Source organism: Pseudomonas sp. TH31 (assembly GCF_016650815.1).
GTDB lineage: Bacteria > Pseudomonadota > Gammaproteobacteria > Pseudomonadales > Pseudomonadaceae > Aquipseudomonas.
On sequence record NZ_JAEKEZ010000005.1, the window covers coordinates 204,637 to 225,602 of the forward strand.

A 20,966-nucleotide genomic window follows, 5' to 3' on the forward strand; every position below is an offset into this window, starting at 1 on the left:
CTCCAATCAGAAACCTAACCAAGCCGCCAAAAAGATCGCAGCCTTCGGCAGCTCCTACAAAACCGCAGCCAGGCGTAGTCCCGTAGGAGCTGCCGAAGGCTGCGATCTTTTCAGGCACACCCTTTTTATCAGTCGAACGTAATCCCCTGAGCCAACGGCAACTCCAGCGAATAGTTCACGGTGTTGGTCTGGCGGCGCATGTAGCCGCGCCATGCATCGGAGCCGGATTCACGACCACCGCCCGTTTCCTTCTCGCCACCAAACGCCCCGCCGATTTCTGCACCGCTCGGGCCGATGTTGACGTTGGCGATGCCGCAGTCGCTGCCGACCGCCGACATGAACTGCTCGGCTTCACGCACGTCGGTGGTGAAAATGCACGACGACAGGCCTTGTGGCACGGCGTTGTTCAGGCGCAGGGCTTCGGCGAAATCGTTGTAGCCAACCACGTAGAGGATCGGCGCGAAGGTTTCGTTGCAGACCACATCACTCTGCTCAGGCATTTCCACGATGGCCGGGGCCACGTAGTAGGCATTCGGGAACTTGTCTTCCAGTTGACGCTTGCCGCCAAACACCCGGCCGCCTTCGCTCAGGGCTTGTTCCAGCGCATCCTGCATGTTCTCAAAGCTGTGCTTGTCGATCAGCGGGCCGATCAGGTTGCCTTCCAGCGGGTTGCCGATGCGAACCTTGGAGTACGCCGCCTTCAGGCGTGTGACGATTTCTTCTTTCACCGATTCATGGGCAATCAGACGGCGCAGCGTAGTGCAACGCTGGCCGGCAGTGCCGACGGCGCTGAACAGGATGGCGCGAACGGCCATGTCCAGGTCGGCGCTTGGGCCGAGGATCATCGCGTTGTTGCCGCCCAGTTCCAGAATACTGCGAGCGAAGCGCGCGGCGATTTTCGGTGCCACTTCGCGGCCCATGCGGGTGCTGCCGGTGGCGCTGATCAGCGCGACACGCGGGTCATCGACCAGAGCTTCGCCAGCATCGCGGCCGCCGATTATCACTTGGCTCAGGTGCGGGGGCATCACTGAAGTTTTTCAGTACGCGGTCGAACAGCGCCTGGCAGGCCAGAGCGGTCAGCGGGGTTTTCTCCGACGGTTTCCAGATCACCGGGTTACCGCAGACCAGCGCCAGCGCGGTGTTCCAGGCCCAGACTGCGACCGGGAAGTTGAACGCACTGATCACGCCGACAACGCCCAGCGGGTGCCAGGTTTCGCGCATATGGTGGCCTGGACGCTCGGAAGCGATGGTCAAACCGTACAGCTGACGGGACAGACCGACGGCGAAGTCGCAGATGTCGATCATTTCCTGAACTTCGCCCAGGCCTTCCTGAGTGATCTTGCCGGCTTCCCAGGAGACCAGCTCACCCAGATCAGCCTTGTATTCACGCAGGATGTCGCCCAATTGGCGCACCAGTTCGCCACGGCGCGGGGCCGGGACCTTGCGCCATAACTCGAACGCATGATCTGCGCGACTGATGTGTTGCTCGACTTCAGCCGCGCCTTCCCAGTTGACGGCGGCAATCCGGCTGCCATCGATTGGAGAGTGCACCGGCACTTTGCCGTTCTGGTACAGGGCCGGGTTCACACCAAGACGATCAAGCAATGCGGCAACCATGGGTTACTCCTCAAGCAGAAAACAGAAATCGTGCAGCCGGAAAATCACGGCTGATCAGGCCTGTAGTTGTAGCGCCCCCAAGACGAGCCAACAAACGACCATTAAGCGAGATATCATTCCGTTTATTCATGCTTCGCAGTTGCCGGTAAAAGAAAAGCATAGAGCAACAAGAAAAAGGACCACCCATGCTGAATAAACGCTACTTGCCGTCGATCACCGCGTTGCAGTGTTTCGAGGCCGTGACCCGGCATTTGAGCTTCACCCGGGCCGCCGAAGAGCTGAACCTGACCCAGAGCGCCGTCAGCAAACAGGTCGCGCAACTCGAGGAGCTGCTGCAGCACTTGCTGTTCCGCCGGGTGCGCCGACGCCTGCAAATGACCCCGGCCGGTGATTTGTACCTGGTGGAGGTACGAAAAATCCTCACGCAGGTCGAGATGTCGACCCATTACTTGCGCTCCTACGGCGGCGATACCGAAGTCCTGCGCGTTTCCACGCCCCCGACCTTCGGTGCGCGCTGGCTGGTGCCGCGCCTGAAAGGCTGGCGCCTGCGTCACCCCTCGATTCACCTCGATTTGTGCAGCGAGCAGGAAGCCGACGATTTGCTGCAAGGTCGCAGCGACCTGGCGTTCTATTTCGGCCAAGGCTCACGTCCAGGCACTGAAAGCCTGAAGTTGTTCGGTGAAGAGTTGGTGCCAGTCTGCGCACCGGGCAGCCTGCCGGACACGCCATTCACCGACCCGACACAACTCACTGACCTGGTCCTGCTGCAAAACGCCTCCCGGCCCCAGGCCTGGCACGATTGGTTCGACAGTCAGGGCTATCACACCGAGCACAGCTATCACGGCCCGCGCTTCGAAACCTTTTATATGTGCATCCGCGCAGCCCAGGTCGGTTGCGGCGTGGCGCTGTTGCCGCGGTTTCTGGTGGAAGAGGAGCTGGCCGACGGCAAACTGGTCATTCCCTGGCAGCATGCAATGCCCAGCTCCGACGCCTACTACCTGGCCTACCCGGAACATTCGGCGGAAGTGCCCAAGGTGCGGGATTTTGTGAAGTGGATGCTGGAGCAGATCGACAACCCCACTGAATAAACACCTGTAGGAGCTGGTAGGAACTGGTAGGAACTGGTAGGAGCTGCCGAGTGAAACGAGGCTGCGATCTTTTGATCTTAAAAAAAAGCAAAATCAAAAGATCGCAGCCTCGTTTCACTCGTCAGCTCCTACACAGTTCCGACACCGCGCCTACAAGGGCAACTGCGTCGGTGCAAAAATCGCTGGCAATCCGCACCTCTGATATGCGCCACTAGCCCCATTCACTGAAACAGCTGAAACGTCGCGACCACGGGCCGCGGCCAGCATGGAGAGACCCGTTATGAGCGAGAGCGTATTTGGCGATCGCATCGTGCAGAACCTGCTCGACACCGACTTCTACAAACTGACGATGATGCAGGCGGTGCTGCACAACTACCCTAACGTGGAAGTCGAATGGGAGTTTCGTTGCCGTAACAGTGAGGATTTGCGCCCGTACCTGGCGGAAATCCGCTACCAGATCGAGCGCCTGGCCGAGTTGAGCCTGAGCGCCGACCAGTTGAGTTTCCTGGAGCGCATCAGCTTCATGAAGCCGGATTTCCTGCGGTTTCTCGGTTTGTTCCGCTTCAACCTGCGCTACGTTCACACCGGTATCGAAAACGGCGAGTTGTTTATCCGCCTGCGCGGGCCGTGGCTGCATGTGATTCTGTTCGAAGTGCCGATGCTGGCCATCGTCAGCGAAGTACGTAACCGCTATCGCTACCGGGAAGTCGTTCTGGAACAGGCTCGCGAGCAGCTCTATCGCAAGTTCGACTGGCTGACCGCCAACGCCAGCAGCGACGAATTGTCCGAGTTGCAGGTCGCCGATTTCGGTACCCGTCGTCGCTTCTCCTACCGCGTGCAGGAAGAAGTGGTGAACGTGCTCAAGCACGATTTCCCGGGCGCTTTGTCGGCACCAGCAACGTGCATCTTTCCCGTGAGCTGGACATGAAACCCCTGGGCACCATGGCCCACGAGTGGATCATGGCCCATCAGCAACTCGGCCCACGGTTGATCGACAGCCAGATTGCCGCCCTCGATTGCTGGGTTCGCGAATATCGCGGTTTGCTGGGGATTGCCCTGACCGACTGCATCACCACCGATGCTTTCCTCGGCGATTTCGACCTGTATTTCGCCAAGCTCTTCGACGGGCTGCGCCACGACTCCGGTGACCCGGTGCTCTGGGCGGAAAAAGCCATCGTCCACTACCACAAGCTCGGCATCGACCCGATGAGCAAGACGCTGGTGTTCTCCGACAGCCTGACGCTGCCCAAATCCCTGGAAATATTCCGGGCGCTGCGGGGTCGGATCAATGTCAGCTTCGGTATCGGCACCAACCTGACGTGTGATATTCCGGGTGTCGAACCGATGAGCATCGTGCTTAAAATGACCGCCTGCAACGGTCAGCCCGTGGCAAAGATTTCTGATGAGCCTGGCAAGACTCACTGCAAAGACCCGAATTTCGTCGCCTATTTGCGACACGTTTTCAAAGTTCCTGCCCTTTCCAGCCTTTCTAGCAAGGAGTGAATTCATGCAAGCCGTACAGCGTGAGATTGCTGATCAGCTCAAGGTTCAGCCGCCGTTCGTCGATCAAGCAGCCCTCGAGGCGGAAGTCGTCCGGCGGATTACCTTTATCCAGGATTGCCTGGTCAATTCCGGGCTCAAGACCCTGGTGCTGGGCATCAGTGGCGGCGTCGATTCCTTGACTGCCGGCCTGCTGGCCCAGCGCGCCATGCGCCAATTGCGCGAGCGCACCGGCGAGGCGAGCTACAAGTTCGTCGCCGTGCGCCTGCCGTACGAAACCCAGTTCGATGAACACGATGCTCAGGCCTCGGTGGATTTCATCGCCCCGGACGAACGCCACACGGTGAACATCGGCCCGGCGGTCAAATCCCTGGCCAGTGAAGTCGCCGCGTTCGAAGGCAAGCACGCCGTCTCGGTGGATTTTGTACTCGGCAACACCAAGGCGCGGATGCGCATGGTCGCCCAATACACCATCGCCGGCGCCGCCCACGGCCTGGTGATCGGCACCGACCATGCGGCGGAAGCGGTGATGGGTTTCTTCACCAAATTCGGTGATGGCGCTTGCGATCTGGCTCCGTTGAGCGGCCTGGTGAAAAATCAGGTCCGGGCGATTGCCCGCAGCTTCGGTGCGCCGGAATCGCTGGTGGAAAAGATCCCGACGGCCGACCTTGAAGACTTGTCGCCGGGCAAGCCGGACGAGGCGTCCCACGGCGTGACCTATGCCGAGATCGACGCGTTCCTGCACGGCGAACCGGTGCGCGACGAAGCGTTCAAGATCATCTGCGACACGTACAAAAAGACTCATCACAAGCGAGTGATGCCGTTTGCGCCTTAAGTCCTCCCCATAGGACCATAGGACCGTAGGACCGTAGGAGCTGTCGAGTGAAACGAGGCTGCGATCTTTTGATTCTGTTTTTAAAAGCAAGATCAAAAGATCGCAGCCTCGTTTCACTCGACAGCTCCTACGGTCCTACGGTCCTACAGTCCTACAGTCCTACAGGCATCCCGCAGCGACGGGCGTTGAGCAAAAAAAAGCGTCCTGATCGGGACGCTTTTTTATGCGCGGGATTCGATTACTTAAGGGTAACCGTGCCTTTCATCATCGAGATGTGGCCCGGGAACGAGCAGAAGAAGCCGTAGCTTTCGCCGGCGGCCAGTTTCGACACGTCGAAAGTCACCGAATCTTTCTCCCCAGCACCGATAATTTTGGTGTGGGCGATGATGCGTGCATCACCTTCCGGCAGGTAGTTCTTGTCGATGCCCGCAGCCATGCCCGCGGTGGCGATCGGCTGCATGTCAGCCTCTTTGCTCAGCACCCAGTTATGGCCCATGACGTTTTTCGGCAGGCTGCCGGAGTGGGTCAACTCAACGGTGAAGGTCTTGCAGCTTTTGTCGATTTCAATGGCCTTGCTGTTGAAGGACATCTGGTCAGTGGAGTCGATGGTGGTCTTGCACTCGGCAGCCATCAATTGGCTGCTGGCCAGCGCCAGCAGGGATACCGCAACAAGTTTGGCAAACATGGTGAATCTCCAAGGCAGGGTTAACAAAATCGCGAATGGACAGAAGACTGCCTGAAAACTTCGCAAGTTCCTATGACTTGAATCAAAAATTGTATACAACTTTCGGGCTATGACACTCATCGAAACAAACTAACAGCCACGCATCCAGGTCGGCCCTATCCTCAGGTCGTCATCACTCATCTGGAGCGCCGGTCATGTCCTTCAACAGTCTGTTGTGCAGCTTGCTCGCCACCTACGCTTGTGGCGCCAGCGGCACCTGCGAAACACCAAAACGCGAGGTTTAACCCTTGGAGCGTCGCTTGCCTACCTTTACTCTGTGGCCATCCTGACCCTGGAGCAAGGCATGTCTATAGCGTCCGTCTGTGTATTTTGCGGTGCCAGCACTGGCACCAACCCGGCTTATCGTGAAGCGGCTGTCGCCTTGGGGCGAGCATTGGCCGAGCGCAAGCTGACCCTGGTCTATGGCGGGGGCGCCGTCGGGCTGATGGGGATCGTCGCCGATGCCGCCCTGGCGGCCGGTGGCGAAGTGATCGGGATCATCCCGCAAAGCCTCAAGGACAAGGAAATCGGCCACAGCGGCCTGACGCGCCTGGAAGTGGTCGACGGCATGCATGCGCGCAAGGCGCGGATGGCCGAACTCAGCGACGCGTTTATCGCCCTGCCTGGCGGCCTCGGCACGCTCGAAGAACTGTTTGAAGTCTGGACCTGGGGCCAGCTCGGCTACCATGGCAAGCCTCTCGGTTTGCTCGAAGTAAACGGTTTCTATAGCAAATTAACCGCTTTTCTTGATCATATCGTCGGCGAAGGCTTCGTTCGCGAACCACACCGTGACATGCTGCAAGTGAGCGAATCGCCGCAAACCCTGCTCGATGCCCTGGACGCCTGGCAACCCTCGATCCTGCCAAAATGGGCCGAGCAAAAACCCAGCTAACGGCTAGGCACCGATACAGGGCAGAATATGCGCCGCTCAACCTCACCTTCGACCCCAGAGGATCGCCCATGGCTAAACCTAATTATTCCTTCGCCAAACGTCAGAGAGACTTGGCCAAGGAGCAGAAGAAAGAGGAAAAGCTTCAGCGCAAGAAAGCTACAGCTGAAGAAGAAGCAGCAGCACTGAACCCGGATGCAGAAGGTGAAGTGGCGGCAGAAGATGATGTTGAAACACCGAAAGATCAGGCGCCTGACGCCTGAGACCCTCAGAGCCCGATGATCTGATCAGGCTCACCGGATCTGTGTCCAGGGTCAGCAGTCCTGCTGCTGACCCTCACAGGCCCAGCGCTTTATAAATCGAATCGCGATACCCCTTGGGCAAGTTGGCCGGCAAGTTCGCCGGATCAAACAACCCGATCTCCTTGTGTTCATGACTGATCGTCGGCACAAAACCGCCCGGCAACTGGCAGCGGTAAGTCGAGATGAACACGTGTTTGCCGGGGATGACCTCGAACAAATACGAATCCAGCGGCGCTCCCACCTCCACCTCGACGTCCAGTTCCTCGGCGATTTCCCGTGCCAGGCAATCCGGTGCCGTTTCGCCCAGTTCAATTCGCCCGCCGGGTAACTCCCATTCGTCACGCTCGTTGAGCATCAGCACGACCAGGCCGTCGGGGGATTGCAGGACGCCTTTGATTGAGACCGGGAACATTGGACATCTCCTTTCACCGCAAAATCAAAAGATCGCAGCCTTCGGCAGCGCCTACAGGGTACATGCGTTTCATGCAGGAGCTGCCGAAGGCTGCGATCCTGGCAATTTCCCAATCACCACCTATCCAGGAACAGTGTTAATCCAGTGGCATCACCGTCACCCGAACTTCCGGGTCATGGTTACCACCGCCAAGAATCACCCCGCGCAACGGCGAGACATCGGAAAAATCCCGCCCCCAGGCCAGCGTGATGTGTTCCAGCGCCGGTTGCACGTTGTTGGTTGGATCGAAATCCACCCAGCCGAGCACCGGACAAAACACCGAGACCCAGGCGTGGGATGCGTCGGCGCCAATCATCCGTGGTTGCCCCGGTGGTGGCTGGGTCAACAAATAACCACTGATGTAGCGCGCCGCCAAACCACGGGAACGCACACACGCCAGCATCAGGTGCGCGAAGTCCTGACAGACGCCGCGCCGACGCTCCAGCACCTCCACCAGCGGCGTGGCCACCTGGGTCGCCTCGGCATCAAAGGTGAACTCGCTGAAAATCTTCTCCATCAATGCCTGGACGCCCAACAGTAATGGCCGCCCCGCAGGAAAGCAGCTTTCGGAAAACTCGACGAAGTTGCGCTTCAAATGCACGTACGGCGATTCGAAACGATAACGACAGGCTTCGAGCAGTTCGGGCGACAGCGGCTGACTGCTGTAAGTCAGCGCATTGCGGGTGTCTTCCCAGGCCGGCGATAGATTGAAATCCAGGGTCGGCCGGGCCAGTACTTCGACGGTTAGCTGCGCGTTCACCAGCAACTCATCGTGGGGACGCTCGAACGCCAACCGAGTAAGCGGATTGCCAAACACGTCCAGTTCATCCCGCCGGGTCGTCGGGTCCGGGCTGATCAGCAACGCCTGCGCAGTGCAGCGTTGCCAGGTGCAGGCGCGCGGCCACAAGTGCGCCAGTTGCTGCGCCAGGGACACCGGGCTGTCGTAGTGATAATGGGTGTCGTGGAAAATCTGGTAACGGGCATTCATCAGACGGACACCGTGCGCTGGCTGACATCATCGACATGGGCAAAATGGCGTAAAGCCAGGCGATCGGAAACCTGGCCGCTGGCATCGGCGATCTCTTGCAGTAGATCGGCCAAGCCCTCGACAGCCGCGTGGACACTGGCCTCACCAAACAGCGAGTTCTCCAGGCAGCCCAGATCAAAGTGCGCCAGACGCTCCACCAATTGCGGCAACCCGGCCTCTCGCGGGGCGCCGAAATCGTCGTTCAAGCGCTTCAGTGTGCGGGTCACCAGTTTCAACTGGAACAACACCGCATGGGGGTTTTGCTCATCCAGCAGCAACAGGTCGAGCACCGGGATCAATTGCGCCACGGCCAAATACCGCGAGCGGTAGGTGATGCTGCTGTTACCCAACTCCAGCAGCCATTCCAGCCCGGCCTGATCGAAAGCGCCGGTACCGCGCAGAAACGCCGCCAGACTCCCACTGAGAAACTGCAGTCGCTCGATCCGGCGGCCGATCATCAGGAAGCGCCAGCCTTCGTCCCGGGTCATGTCGTCCAGGGCAAAACCGGACAGCGCCGCCAGCGACATGACCAAGCGGTTGAGGAAATCCAGCAACTCGCCGAAATCCGGATCTTCGGTTTCCAGTTCGATAGCCTCGCGCTGCAACTCCACCAACGCTTGCCAGTTTTCCCGCGAGAGCTTGCCGCGCACTTGCGAGGCCGCCCACTGCAAACGTTGCAGGTTGGAACGCAGGCTGAACGGCCAGTCATCGCCAAGCAGCGCCGCCAGCAAACGCTCCGGCAACTCGCCTTCGTCGGGCAGCAGATTCAGACGCTCACCGAGATCGACCGCCGCCTCCAAGGCTTGCGGGTCATCGCCGTCGACATAACGCGCGAGCATGATCCGCAGCAACCGTGCACTGTCATCGCAGCGCTCGCAGTACCGACCAAACCAGAACAGATTCTCGACCACCCGCGACGGCAGATAGGGATCGCGTCGCACCAGATCGTGAACGCCGATCGTGCGTTGGGTTTTCCATTGTTCACCGCTGGGGGCTCGCTCGCCAAGCACCCACGTATCCTTGCTCGCGCCACCACGCTGCATCGACACCACTTCGGCATCGGCCTCGGCCGCCACCCGGGTCAGGCCGCCGGGCAACACCCGATAGCCATCGCGACTGGCCACCGCGTACACGCGCATGCCAATGGCACGGGGTTGCAACTGACCATCCTCGGCTTGCCAGATCGGCGCCTGGGACAGTTGCGCCAGTTCTTGCGCGACATAGGCGTAAGGCCGCGCCTGCATGCGCTCGGCCAGTGCTTGACGCTGCTTTTCACTCAAATCACGGCCAAACACCGGCGCGAAGCTCTGGGACGGAAATGCCGGTTTGATCAGCAACTCCGGCAACTTTTCCAAAGCTTGAGCCAACACTGGCGCTTCACCACACCACCACGTGGCGATGGACGGCAGGATCAGTTCTTCGCCGAACAGGAACTGATTGATCCTTGGCAGAAAGCCCAGCAGACCCGGCGACTCCAGCACGCCGCTGCCCAATGCGTTGGCTACCAGCACCCGGCCCTGACGCACCGCTTCCAGCAACCCCGGCACGCCGAGGGCCGAGTCGGTGCGCAGCTCCAGCGGATCGCAGAAGTCATCGTCCAGGCGCCGCATGATCGCGTGAACCCGGCGTAGCCCGCTCAAGGTTTTCAGGTAGACGGTGGCATCGCGCACCGTCAGGTCGCCGCCCTCCACCAGTGGATAACCGAGTTGGCGCGCCAGGTACAAATGTTCAAAATAGCTTTCGTTGAACCGACCTGGTGTCAGCAGCACCACCAGCGGCACTTCATCGTCACTCGGTGCCTGACGGGCCAGGGTTTCCTGCAACGTGCGGAAGAATCCGGCCAGGTGCTGCACCTTCAAATCGCGGTACAGCTCGGGAAAGGCCCGGGACACGATGGTGCGGTTTTCCAATGCGTAACCGGCACCGGACGGCGCCTGGGTCCGGTCCGCCGTCACCCACCAACGGCCGTCGGGAGTGCGCGCCAGGTCCACGGCATACAAGTGCAGAAACGCCCCGTCCGGCGGCGCAATACCCTGACACGGCCACAGGAAGTTGTTGTGACCGAACACCAGTTCGGCCGGCAGCAGCCCTTCGGCGATCAAACGTTGCGGACCATACAAATCCGCCAGCACGGCATTGAGCAGCCGCGCCCGCTGAGCAATCCCGGCGGACAATTGCTGCCACTCATCAGCCGCAATCACGTGAGGCAACAGGTCCAGTTCCCACGGACGATCGGCGCCCTTGGGGTCGGCGTAGACGTTGTAAGTCACGCCGTTTTCCTGGATCTGCCGGGTCAGCAAAGCCTGGCGCTGCACCAGTTGCGTCGGGGTGCTGCGTTGCAATTGATCGAACAGCCGACGCCAATGCGGGCGCACGGCGCCGCTGTCGTCGAGCAGTTCGTGGTAAGTGCCCGCCGTCAGCGGGTAGCGGTCAAGCAGGTCAGGCATGGAAAGCTCGGCAGACAGCAAAGAACGGTCAGACTAACGCAGGCTCATGACGCCCGGATATATGAAAAATCCGAGCGTCGCGCAGGGCTTAGAAACGTCGCAAATCGAGTGTCATCGGCAGCTCGTCGTTAATCGTCACGTTCGGTATGGGAAGTTTCCCTGGGGTGTGTCCGATTCGGAAGAATCGCGCCATCCTTCGGCTCTCGGCCTCATTGGCATTCACCGGCAGACTGTCATAGTTGCGCCCGCCCGGATGGGCGACGTGGTACTGACAGCCACCCAGCGATCGCTCCATCCAGGTATCGAGCAAGTCGAACACCAGTGGCGCGTGGACCGGGATCGTCGGTTGCAGGCAGTTGGACGGTTGCCAGGCCCGGAAGCGCACGCCTGCGACGAACTCGCCGACCCGCCCGGTGGGTTGCAACGGCACCGGGATGCCGTTGCAGGTCAACAGATAACGCTGCGGCGCCAGGCCGGTGAGCTTGACCTGCAAGCGCTCCAGCGACGAATCCACATAACGCACCGTGCCACCGACCGCGCCTTCCTCGCCCAGCACATGCCAAGGCTCCAGCGCCTGACGCACTTCCAGCGCGATGCCACTGACGACGTAATCGCCGACCTTCGGAAAGCGGAATTCCAGGTGCGCGGCAAACCACTCGGCCCGCACCGGATAACCGGCCGCGTTCAAGTCGACGATGACATCGGCGAAGTCCTGCTCGATAAAGTGCGGCAACAGGAAGCGATCGTGCAGCTCGGTGCCCCAACGCGCGAGTTTCGGCGGCGCATAAGGCTCACGCCAGAACCGCGCCACCAGCGCTCGCAACAATAACTGCTGAGCCAGGCTCATGCGTGCGTGAGGCGGCATTTCAAAGGCACGCAACTCGAGCAATCCGAGACGCCCGGTGGCGCCGTCCGGAGAATAGAGTTTGTCGATGCAGAACTCGGCGCGGTGGGTGTTGCCAGTGACATCGATCAGCAGGTTACGCAGTAGGCGATCCACCAGCCACGGCGCGCACTCTTCGCCCGGTTCCGGCATCTGGGCGAAGGCGATTTCCAGCTCATACAACGCGTCGTTACGCGCCTCGTCCACCCGCGGCGCCTGGGAGGTCGGGCCGATGAACAATCCGGAAAACAGGTAGGACAAGGCCGGGTGGTTATGCCAGTAACTGATCAGGCTGCGCAGCAAATCCGGGCGGCGCAGGAATGGTGAGTCAGCCGGGGTCGCACCACCGAGTACGAAATGGTTACCGCCGCCGGTGCCGGTGTGCCGACCGTCGATCATGAATTTCTCGGTGGTCAGCCGGGTCTGGCGCGCTTCTTCGTACAGAAATTCAGTGCGCTCAACCAATTCGTCCCAAGTCGCGGACGGCTGCACGTTGACTTCGATCACGCCCGGATCCGGGGTGATGCGAAAATTGCTCAGGCGCGGATCGCTCGGCGGTTCATAGCCTTCCAGCAACACCGGGCAATGCAGTTCCTGAGCCGTGGCCTCGATGGCGGTGACCAGTTCCAGGTAGTCCTCGACCCGTTCCAATGGCGGCATGAACAGGTACAACCGCCCTTCCCGCGCCTCGGCGCAGAATGCGGTGCGGGTCAGCCAGTCGGCGGACTCGTCGATTTTCGGTTCGCGCTCAACCGCTTCGGCCGGCACGCCCGGACTGTTCAATGCGACGGTGTCGGGAAGTATCGGGAATTCCTGGTTCGGATCATTGGGATGGATAAACGGATACTCCGCCGCTTTCACCCAAGGCTGTGAACCGAGCGGTAAGCGATAACCCAGCGGCGAATCCCCCGGCACGAGCCGGCAATGTTCTTCGCGCAGGTACCAGCGACCGCTTTGCCATTGATCACCCTTGGCGGTGCGCGCCAGCGGCAGGACCTGGCCGATGACCTTGTCCAACCCCTGGCTGAAGACTTTGCGCAGCCGCGCACGCTCCAAAGGTTCTTCCAGACGTGAGTCTTCGGCGCTGACGTTCTGCGGCAACGTGCCTTCGCGCCAGAGGTAATAGAAATTGTCTTCGTAGGCTGGAAACACAAAGCGTGTCGCAATTTTCAGGCGTTCGGCGACACTCGCCAGAAAACGCCCGGCCAGTTCGCCATCGGCGCCGTAGTCTTCCTGTTCATCGGCGATCAGCGCGCTGTTGTGCCAGATCGGCACGCCATCACGGCGCCAGTAGCAGTTCAGCGACCAGCGCGGCAGTTGTTCGCCGGGATACCACTTGCCCTGGCCGAAATGCACCAGGCCTTTGGGCGCGTAATGTTTGCGCATCCGCTGGAACAATTCGGCGGAGAGGCGACGCTTGTCCGGCCCAAGCGCTGCGGTGTTCCACTCGGCGCCGTCCGGATCATCGATCGACACGAAGGTCGGCTCGCCGCCCATGGTCAGGCGTACGTCACCTTCCAGCAGGTCGGCATCGATCTGCCGGCCCAGCGCCTGGATCGCCAGCCACTGGTCCTCGGTGTAGGGTTTTGTTACCCGTGGCGCTTCCCAAATCCGCTCCACGGACATTTCGTGGGTGAATTCGCACTCGCACGGTTCCACCAAGCCACTGATCGGTGCCGCAGAGCCCGGATCGGGGCTACATGCCAACGGAATATGTCCTTCACCGGCAAATAGCCCTGAGGTCGCGTCCAGGCCTATCCAGCCGGCGCCGGGCAAATAGACCTCGCACCAGGCGTGCAGGTCGGTGAAATCCACGTCAGTGCCGGACGGGCCGTCGAGGCTTTTGACGTCGGCAGTCAGTTGGATCAGGTAGCCAGAGACGAAACGTGCCGCCAGCCCGAGGTTGCGCAGCAATTGCACCAGCAACCACGCCGAATCGCGGCAGGAGCCGCAAGCATGTTCGAGGGTGAATTCGGGGGTTTGGACGCCGGGTTCCATGCGGATCAGGTAACCGATGTCTTCGCTCAGACGCTGGTTGAGCGCCACCAGGAAATCCACACTGGGCAACGGTGTGCGGTCGATGCCGTCCAGATAGGCCTTGAACTTCGGCGTCAGGGGCAAGGTTTCCAGGTACGGCGCCAGTTCTTTGCGCTCATCGGCGGCGTAAGTGAAAGGAATCTTTTCTGCGTAGGGCTCCAGGAAGAAATCGAACGGATTGAAGACTGCCATTTCCGCCAGCAAGTCGACTTCGATCCGCAGTTCATCGGTTTTCTCCGGAAACACCAACCGCGCCAGGTAGTTGCCCTGAGGGTCCTGCTGCCAGTTGATGAAGTGCTGCTCGGGCGAGACTTTCAGCGCATAGGACAAAATCCGCGTGCGACTGTGGGCGGCCGGGCGCAGGCGAACGATCTGCGGACCGAGCTCGACGGCGCGGTCGTAGCGGTAATGCGTGACGTGATGCAATGCGACATGAATCGACACGGCGTGCCTCCTGCGAGCCTAAAGCGTATTCGAAAGCGCGCAAGACTTATGCCACCCAGCAGCGCTGGCGCTTTCACAGATTTGCTTAGGGCAGTACAGCACCAAAATCGGGCAATGCGGGAATTTGGTTTGAGGGGATTGCACGCAAATGTGGCGAAGATCAAAAGATCGCAGCCTTCGGCAACGCCTACATGGAATCACGAATGCCTGTAGGAGCTGCCGAAGGCTGCGATCTTTTGATCTTGATCCACAACGCAAAACGCCAACCCGAAGGTTGGCGTTCTGTTCAGCTCAAGCGAGGCTTAGCGCGGTACAACCGGCTTGCGCGCAGGCTTTGGCCCCTTGCCTTTGGCCGCATCCTTGCGGTCCTTGGCGGCTTGCTGGTTGCGGGCGAACGCCGCAGCCTTGGCCTGTTCACGCTTGTCCCACGGGTTGCCACCGTCGCTGGCACGCGGCGGCAGGCCGGTGTGCTGGGTCAGGATCTTGGTGGTCTTTTCAGTTGCCGCCACTTTATGGCTGCCAGCCGGCGTCGAATTTTTGCGACGGGCGCTCTGGTAGCTGTCGGTGGCCGGTTGATGCAATGGGATCAACTGGGTCTTGCCCGGCCCGATCAGGTCGGCGCGGCCCATGCGGGTCAGCGCTTCACGCAGCATCGGCCAGCCTTTCGGGTCGTGGTAACGCAAGAACGCCTTGTGCAGACGACGCTGCTCTTCGCTCTTGACGATGGTCACGGCGTCGCTCTTGTAAGTGACCTTGCGCAGCGGGTTCTTGCCCGAGTGGTACATGGCGGTGGCGGTGGCCATCGGCGACGGGTAGAACGCCTGCACCTGGTCGGCGCGGAAGCCGTTGCCCTTGAGCCACAGGGCCAGGTTCATCATGTCTTCGTCGGTGGTGCCCGGGTGGGCAGCGATGAAGTACGGAATCAGGTACTGCTCTTTCCCGGCTTCCTTGGAGTACTTCTCGAACATGCGCTTGAACTTGTCATAGCTGCCAATGCCCGGCTTCATCATCTGGTTGAGCGGACCTTCCTCGGTGTGTTCCGGGGCGATCTTCAGGTAACCACCGACGTGGTGGGTCACCAGTTCCTTGACGTATTCCGGCGACTCGACCGCGAGGTCGTAGCGCAGGCCGGAAGCGATCAGGATCTTCTTCACCCCCGGCAAGGCACGGGCGCTGCGATACAGCTGGATCAACGACGAGTGGTCGGTGTTCAGGTTCGGGCAAATGCCAGGGAACACGCACGATGGCTTGCGGCACGCGGATTCGATTTCCGGGGTCTTGCAGGCGATGCGGTACATGTTCGCGGTCGGGCCGCCGAGGTCGGAAATGACGCCGGTGAAGCCTGGGACCTTGTCGCGGATCTCTTCGATTTCGCGAATGATCGACTCTTCGGAACGGTTCTGGATGATCCGGCCTTCGTGCTCGGTGATCGAGCAGAAGGTGCAGCCACCGAAGCAGCCACGCATGATGTTCACCGAGAAGCGGATCATGTCGTAGGCCGGAATTTTTCCTTGCCATACGCCGGGTGCGGAATCCGTGCGTAAGGCATGCCGAACACGTAGTCCATTTCTTCGGTGGTCATCGGAATCGGCGGCGGGTTGAACCAGACGTCGACTTCGCCATGCTTCTGTACCAGCGCACGGGCGTTGCCCGGGTTGGTTTCCAGGTGAAGCACGCGGTTGGCGTGAGCGTAGAGAACCGCATCACCACGAACCTTCTCAACCGATGGCAGACGAATCACGGTTTTATCGCGAGTCATCTTCGGGCTGGCCAGGATCTGTACGACCTTGGCTTCTTCCGGATCCTCGACCGGTCCCTTTTCCTGCTCGATGGCGCAGGCCTGAGTGTCCTGGGTGTTCACGTACGGGTTGATGATCTTGTCGACCTTGCCCGGACGGTCGATACGCGTGGAATCGACTTCGTACCAGTCTTTCGGCGTATCGCGACGGATGAACGCGGTACCGCGCACGTCGGTGATGTCTTCGATCTTGTGACCATAGGACAGACGCTGGGCGACTTCGACGATCGCACGCTCGGCATTGCCGTACAGCAGGATATCGGCACAGGCATCGATCAGGATCGAGTTACGCACCCGATCCTGCCAGTAATCGTAGTGGGCGATGCGGCGCAGGGAAGCTTCGATGCCACCGAGGACGATCGGCACGTTTTTGTAGGCTTCTTTACAGCGTTGGCTGTAGACCAGGCTTGCGCGGTCCGGACGTTTGCCCGCCATGCCACCGGGGGTGTAGGCGTCATCGGAACGGACTTTCTTGTCGGCGGTGTAGCGGTTGATCATCGAGTCCATGTTGCCGGCCGCGACACCGAAGAACAGGTTCGGCTCACCGAGCTTCATGAAGTCGTCCTTGGACTGCCAGTTCGGCTGGGCAATGATCCCGACGCGGAAGCCCTGGGACTCCAGCAGCCGGCCGATGATTGCCATGCCAAACGACGGATGGTCAACGTACGCATCACCGGTGACGATGATGATGTCGCAGGAATCCCAGCCGAGCTGATCCATCTCCTCCCTGCTCATGGGCAGGAATGGCGCTGGCCCGAAACATTCGGCCCAGTACTTGGGATAGTCAAATAACGGCTTGGCTGCTTGCATCATGTCGATAACCGGTGTTGGCTTTCATTGAATTTCGCGGGCGCGGAATATAGCACAAAAAATAACCAATTCCGACGGCTATGGTCGGAAATTGGTGTTGACTCAAACACGGGGGCATAAACGGGAACCGCATTATCGTTCATCGCGAGCAAGCTTTGCTCCTACAGGTCGTTTGCGAATACCTGTAGGAGCAAAGCTTGCTCGCGATGAGGCCACACCAGACGCCGAATAATTACTCGTCGTCGAAGTTGTAGCTGCCCGGCGCAAGGTTTTCGAAGCGGGTGTACTTACCGATGAACGCCAGTCGTGACGTACCGATCGGGCCGTTCCGCTGCTTGCCGATGATGATCTCGGCGATTCCCTTGTGCTCGGTTTCCGGGTGATATACCTCGTCCCGGTAGACGAACATGATGACGTCAGCATCCTGCTCGATCGCTCCGGACTCCCGCAAGTCGGAGTTGATCGGGCGTTTGTTCGGCCGTTGCTCCAGGGAGCGGTTGAGCTGGGACAACGCCACCACCGGGCAGTTGAATTCCTTGGCCAGGGCTTTCAAGGAACGGGAAATTTCGGAAATCTCGTTGGTCCGGTTGTCGCCGCTCGAACCCGGGATCTGCATCAGTTGCAGGTAGTCGATCATGATCAAGGCGACGTCGCCGTGCTCACGTACCAGGCGTCGGGTCCGCGCACGCATCTCCGAGGGGCTGATACCGGCGGTATCGTCGATAAACAGCTTGCGGTCATTGAGCAGATTGACGGCCGAGGTCAGGCGCGGCCAATCGTCATCTTCCAGGCGACCGGCCCGGACTTTGGTCTGGTCGATACGGCCGAGGGACGACAACATACGCATGATCAGCGATTCACCTGGCATCTCCAGCGAGTAAACCAGTACGCACTTGTCGCTGCGCAACACGGCGTTTTCCACCAGGTTCATCGCAAAGGTGGTTTTACCCATCGATGGACGGCCGGCGACGATGATCAGGTCAGACGGCTGCAGGCCGCTGGTCATGCCGTCGAGGTCGGTGTAACCGGTCGACAGGCCGGTAATGGCGTTGTCGGTGTTGAACAAGGTGTCGATACGGTCGATGGCCTTGGTCAGCAGGTCATTCACACTCACCGGGCCGCCGGTTTTTGGCCGGGCCTCAGCGATCTGGAAGATCTGTCGTTCGGCTTCGTCGAGAATCTCTTCCGCCGTGCGGCCTTCGGGGTTGAAGGCGCTGTCGGCAATTTCGGAGGCAATGCCGATCAGTTGGCGCAAGGTCGCCCGCGCGCGGACGATCTGGGCATACGCCTTGATGTTCGCGACGGACGGCGTGTTTTTCGCCAGCTCACCGAGGTAGCCGAGGCCGCCAACTTGCGAAGTCTGACCTTCCTTGTCCAATTGCTCGGCCAGGGTCACGACGTCGATTGGCGAGTTCTGATCCGCCAGCTTGGCGATCGCACGGAAGATCAGGCGGTGGTCATGCCGATAGAAATCGCCATCCGAAACCTGATCGAGCACGCGTTCCCAGGCATTGTTGTCCAGCATCAACCCACCGAGCACAGCCTGTTCGGCCTCGATGGAGTGCGGCGGCACCTTCAGGGAAGCGGTTTGCAGATCATATTGCTCGGGAGCGGAGATATCGTTCATGGCCACTTGAATTAGTATTTTGAAAATCAGGAACTGCAGAAAGACAAAGGGCACGACCTGTAAACAGGATCGTGCCCGATGTTACCGACAAGCACCCGAGGGTGCCAGCCGACAAGTGCTGCTTAAGCTGCTACCACGACAACGCGTACGGTGGCTTCAACTTCAGCGTGCAAGTGCACGGCTACGTCGAATTCGCCTACGTTGCGGATGGTGCCGTTCGGCAGACGAACTTCGCTTTTTGCAACTTCAACGCCAGAGGCGGTCAGTGCATCAGCGATGTCGTGAGTACCGATCGAACCGAACAGCTTGCCTTCGTCACCAGCGGTGGCAGTGATAGTCACTTCCAGCTCAGCCAGTTGGGCGGCGCGGTTTTCAGCCGAAGTTTTACGGTCTGCTGCGGCTTTTTCCAGCTCAGCGCGACGCTCTTCGAACGCAGCCACGTTGGCAGCGGTCGCAGCGGTTGCTTTGCCGTAAGGCAGCAGGTAGTTACGACCGTAACCAGCCTTAACGTTCACTTTGTCACCCAGGTTGCCCAGGTTGGTGACTTTTTCCAGAAGGATCAGTTGCATGTGAAAATCCTCTTAACTTTTAACCTTCACCGTTCGCGTTATCGGCGTCTTTCGGCGCCAGACGACCGCGAAAATCAATCAGGCTGTCGACGATGGCCAAGACCACCAGCAACGGATAGATCAGTTGCATAAACAGCAACAGCGTCACGTACAACCCCACCAGCCAGAACCTGGCCAGTCGCTTTTGCGCCACCAGCCCGTGAATCAGGGCCAGCCCGGCGAACACCAGCGGTACACTGCACAACGGCGTCAACATGGCCATCTGTGAACCGAAATTCGGCCCCAGCAGCATGAACGCCAGCAGTAACATCGCCAGCCCCAGCGGGAATCGGATGGCGCGAAACTCGCGACCAAAACCACCCGGGTTGTACAACAACGCCTGCCAGTAGCGCCCGACAAGCAGGCTCAGCACACTGACGATTTGCAACAAGGCCGCAATCAGGCCGGTCAGGACCGGTGCAATCAGGGACGCGAAACGCGCTTGCTCGTCTACCGACAACTTCTGGTAGACATCACCGAGTAGCGACGGCATGACCTTTATCAAGGCCTGCGCCAGCATCTCGATTTGGGGAGCAAAAGCTGTCCCCAGCACCACCGAAAACACCACCCCCATCGCTATGCTGACCAGCAGCACGCGGTTCCAGGACTCACTTGCGCGCAAAACCAACGCAAGGCTCCAAGACCCCAGCAGCACCAGAAGTGCCCGTGGGTCGTCGGAGTAAAGCCACCAGACCAATGCCGGCAGCAATCCCAGAGCAAGTACGCCAATGGCGTCCTTCAATCCGCGCCGCAGGAGCACAAGGCATCCCGCGGCAGCACCCAACCAATACAACAACGGCAACGTTGCGCATCCGGCCACTACCAGAGTGGCCTGCATACGGCCGCGCATGATGAACTCAGCTATGGCGCGCATGCATTCAATCCTTTGCTACGTGTCGACTGCCCGGTCTCAGCGGCCGTGGCTGTCGGTGTAGGCCAGCAGGGCCAGGAAGCGGGCGCGCTTGATAGCGGTGGCCAGCTGACGCTGATAACGAGCTTTGGTACCGGTGATACGGCTTGGAACAATTTTGCCGGTCTCGGATACGTATGCTTTCAGGGTGTTGAGATCTTTGTAATCGATCTCTTTCACGTCTTCAGCGGTGAAGCGGCAGAATTTACGACGACGGAAGAAACGTGCCATGTAATAGGCTCCTCAAAAGGTCCGTGGATTACTCGTCAGCGTTATCGCTGTTGTCGCTGTCATCACTGTCAACGCTTTCAGCGCCTTCGTGCTCAGGACGGTCGCGACGCTCACGGCGCTCACTGCGGTTTTCTTCAGCCTTGAGCATCTCGGATTGGCCGGTAACGGCTTCTTCGCGACGGATGACCAGGTTACGGATCACTGCATCGTTGTAGCGGAAGTTGTCTTCCAGCTCGGCCAGGGCCTTGCCAGTGCATTCAACGTTCAGCATCACGTAGTGAGCCTTGTGAACATTGTTGATTGCGTAGGCCAGTTGACGACGGCCCCAATCTTCCAGACGGTGGATTTTGCCGCCGTCTTCTTCGATCAGCTTGGTGTAACGCTCTACCATGCCGCCGACTTGCTCGCTTTGATCCGGGTGGACCAAAAAGATGATTTCGTAATGACGCATGAATGCTCCTTACGGGTTGTAGCCTGCCGCTCAAAAGCGGTCAGACAAGGAGTGAATGACACTTATGGACTTGCCGGCGATAGACACATGCGTGCCTGCCGTCACAGCAAGGGGCGCAATTGTAGAGAAGGGGCAGGAAGGGTGCAAGGCAATTGGTGATTATTTGAACAATCACCAGGATTAAAGCCGAACACCTGTAGGAGCTGCCGAAGGCTGCGATCTTTTGATCTTGAAAAATCAAAAGATCGCAGCCTCGTTTCACTCGACAGCTCCTACACAGCGCCTAC

14 protein-coding genes and 3 pseudogenes are annotated in these 20,966 nt (G+C 59.6%); 5 read left to right on the top strand and 12 right to left on the bottom strand.

What is annotated here, in order from left to right:
- Window positions 1-128: 128 nt before the first annotated feature.
- A pseudogene (gene amaB, locus JFV26_RS02640) lies at window positions 129-1,617 on the bottom strand (L-piperidine-6-carboxylate dehydrogenase).
- 185 nt (window positions 1,618-1,802) lie between these two features.
- On the opposite strand from amaB, the gene JFV26_RS02645 reads away from it, so the two are divergent.
- The 3 genes and pseudogenes from JFV26_RS02645 to nadE all read left to right on the top strand — a co-directional run bounded on the left by JFV26_RS02645 (window position 1,803) and on the right by nadE (window position 5,040).
- Window positions 1,803-2,705 carry a LysR family transcriptional regulator gene (locus tag JFV26_RS02645; RefSeq protein WP_201189475.1) on the top strand — a complete coding sequence of 301 codons (903 nt, stop codon included), beginning with the start codon at window positions 1,803-1,805 and terminating at the stop codon, window positions 2,703-2,705.
- A 280-nt stretch (window positions 2,706-2,985) separates the two neighbouring features.
- Window positions 2,986-4,208 (top strand): annotated as a pseudogene (gene pncB, locus JFV26_RS02650) (nicotinate phosphoribosyltransferase).
- Between the two features lie 4 nt (window positions 4,209-4,212).
- Window positions 4,213-5,040, top strand: a complete 828-nt coding sequence (gene nadE, locus JFV26_RS02655; RefSeq protein WP_201189483.1) for an ammonia-dependent NAD(+) synthetase — start codon at window positions 4,213-4,215, stop codon at window positions 5,038-5,040.
- Between the two features lie 238 nt (window positions 5,041-5,278).
- Here nadE and azu read toward each other — a convergent pair whose 3' ends face one another.
- Entirely contained in the window at window positions 5,279-5,725 is a 447-nt protein-coding gene (gene azu, locus JFV26_RS02660; protein ID WP_201189485.1) for an azurin, read from the bottom strand.
- 343 nt (window positions 5,726-6,068) lie between these two features.
- Between azu and JFV26_RS02665 the strand changes: the two genes are divergently transcribed.
- Together JFV26_RS02665 and JFV26_RS02670 are read left to right on the top strand one after the other, a co-directional pair.
- Window positions 6,069-6,656, top strand: coding sequence for an LOG family protein (locus JFV26_RS02665; protein ID WP_201189486.1), 588 nt, complete (start codon window positions 6,069-6,071; stop codon window positions 6,654-6,656).
- Between the two features lie 68 nt (window positions 6,657-6,724).
- The gene (locus JFV26_RS02670; protein WP_046044817.1) at window positions 6,725-6,916 is read left to right on the top strand and encodes a hypothetical protein; all 192 of its coding nucleotides are present in this window, start codon (window positions 6,725-6,727) and stop codon (window positions 6,914-6,916) included.
- Between the two features lie 73 nt (window positions 6,917-6,989).
- On the opposite strand, the gene JFV26_RS02675 is transcribed toward JFV26_RS02670, so the two are convergent.
- The 10 genes and pseudogenes from JFV26_RS02675 to rpsF all read right to left on the bottom strand — a co-directional run bounded on the left by JFV26_RS02675 (window position 6,990) and on the right by rpsF (window position 20,679).
- On the bottom strand, window positions 6,990-7,367 hold the full coding sequence (locus JFV26_RS02675) for an NUDIX hydrolase (RefSeq protein WP_201189488.1): 378 nt from the start codon (window positions 7,365-7,367) through the stop codon (window positions 6,990-6,992).
- A gap of 136 nt (window positions 7,368-7,503) precedes the next feature.
- Window positions 7,504-8,394: a transglutaminase family protein gene (locus tag JFV26_RS02680; RefSeq protein WP_201189490.1), complete on the bottom strand. Its 891-nt coding sequence runs from the start codon at window positions 8,392-8,394 to the stop codon at window positions 7,504-7,506.
- Window positions 8,394-10,880 carry a circularly permuted type 2 ATP-grasp protein gene (locus tag JFV26_RS02685; protein WP_201189492.1) on the bottom strand — a complete coding sequence of 829 codons (2,487 nt, stop codon included), beginning with the start codon at window positions 10,878-10,880 and terminating at the stop codon, window positions 8,394-8,396. The genes JFV26_RS02680 and JFV26_RS02685 overlap by 1 nt, the downstream gene beginning before the upstream one ends.
- Before the next feature lie 88 nt (window positions 10,881-10,968).
- Window positions 10,969-14,244 (bottom strand): transglutaminase family protein, encoded by a 3,276-nt coding sequence (locus JFV26_RS02690; RefSeq protein ID WP_201189494.1) that lies wholly within the window; start codon window positions 14,242-14,244, stop codon window positions 10,969-10,971.
- 302 nt (window positions 14,245-14,546) lie between these two features.
- Window positions 14,547-16,852: pseudogene (locus JFV26_RS02695) on the bottom strand (YgiQ family radical SAM protein).
- 232 nt (window positions 16,853-17,084) lie between these two features.
- On the bottom strand, window positions 17,085-18,479 hold the full coding sequence (dnaB, locus tag JFV26_RS02700) for a replicative DNA helicase (protein WP_201189496.1): 1,395 nt from the start codon (window positions 18,477-18,479) through the stop codon (window positions 17,085-17,087).
- 122 nt (window positions 18,480-18,601) lie between these two features.
- A complete protein-coding gene (gene rplI / locus JFV26_RS02705) occupies window positions 18,602-19,048 on the bottom strand; it encodes a 50S ribosomal protein L9 (protein ID WP_054044100.1) in 447 nt (148 codons plus the stop codon).
- A gap of 19 nt (window positions 19,049-19,067) precedes the next feature.
- A complete protein-coding gene (locus tag JFV26_RS02710; protein WP_201189498.1) occupies window positions 19,068-19,961 on the bottom strand; it encodes a hypothetical protein in 894 nt (297 codons plus the stop codon).
- A gap of 36 nt (window positions 19,962-19,997) precedes the next feature.
- On the bottom strand, window positions 19,998-20,228 hold the full coding sequence (gene rpsR / locus JFV26_RS02715; protein ID WP_002551829.1) for a 30S ribosomal protein S18: 231 nt from the start codon (window positions 20,226-20,228) through the stop codon (window positions 19,998-20,000).
- Between the two features lie 28 nt (window positions 20,229-20,256).
- A complete protein-coding gene (gene rpsF / locus JFV26_RS02720) occupies window positions 20,257-20,679 on the bottom strand; it encodes a 30S ribosomal protein S6 (protein ID WP_054595362.1) in 423 nt (140 codons plus the stop codon).
- Window positions 20,680-20,966: the final 287 nt, after the last annotated feature.

What these genes read in the sequence shown, in the direction of transcription:
- JFV26_RS02645 (WP_201189475.1), top strand. Translation starts at nt 1,803, where the DNA reads ATGCTGAATAAACGCTACTTGCCGTCGATCACCGCGTTGCAGTGTTTC.
- nadE (WP_201189483.1), top strand. Translation starts at nt 4,213, where the DNA reads ATGCAAGCCGTACAGCGTGAGATTGCTGATCAGCTCAAGGTTCAGCCG.
- azu (WP_201189485.1), bottom strand. Translation starts at nt 5,725, where the DNA reads ATGTTTGCCAAACTTGTTGCGGTATCCCTGCTGGCGCTGGCCAGCAGC.
- JFV26_RS02665 (WP_201189486.1), top strand. Translation starts at nt 6,069, where the DNA reads ATGTCTATAGCGTCCGTCTGTGTATTTTGCGGTGCCAGCACTGGCACC.
- JFV26_RS02670 (WP_046044817.1), top strand. Translation starts at nt 6,725, where the DNA reads ATGGCTAAACCTAATTATTCCTTCGCCAAACGTCAGAGAGACTTGGCC.
- JFV26_RS02675 (WP_201189488.1), bottom strand. Translation starts at nt 7,367, where the DNA reads ATGTTCCCGGTCTCAATCAAAGGCGTCCTGCAATCCCCCGACGGCCTG.
- JFV26_RS02680 (WP_201189490.1), bottom strand. Translation starts at nt 8,394, where the DNA reads ATGAATGCCCGTTACCAGATTTTCCACGACACCCATTATCACTACGAC.
- JFV26_RS02685 (WP_201189492.1), bottom strand. Translation starts at nt 10,880, where the DNA reads ATGCCTGACCTGCTTGACCGCTACCCGCTGACGGCGGGCACTTACCAC.
- dnaB (WP_201189496.1), bottom strand. Translation starts at nt 18,479, where the DNA reads ATGAACGATATCTCCGCTCCCGAGCAATATGATCTGCAAACCGCTTCC.
- rplI (WP_054044100.1), bottom strand. Translation starts at nt 19,048, where the DNA reads ATGCAACTGATCCTTCTGGAAAAAGTCACCAACCTGGGCAACCTGGGT.
- JFV26_RS02710 (WP_201189498.1), bottom strand. Translation starts at nt 19,961, where the DNA reads ATGCGCGCCATAGCTGAGTTCATCATGCGCGGCCGTATGCAGGCCACT.
- rpsR (WP_002551829.1), bottom strand. Translation starts at nt 20,228, where the DNA reads ATGGCACGTTTCTTCCGTCGTCGTAAATTCTGCCGCTTCACCGCTGAA.
- rpsF (WP_054595362.1), bottom strand. Translation starts at nt 20,679, where the DNA reads ATGCGTCATTACGAAATCATCTTTTTGGTCCACCCGGATCAAAGCGAG.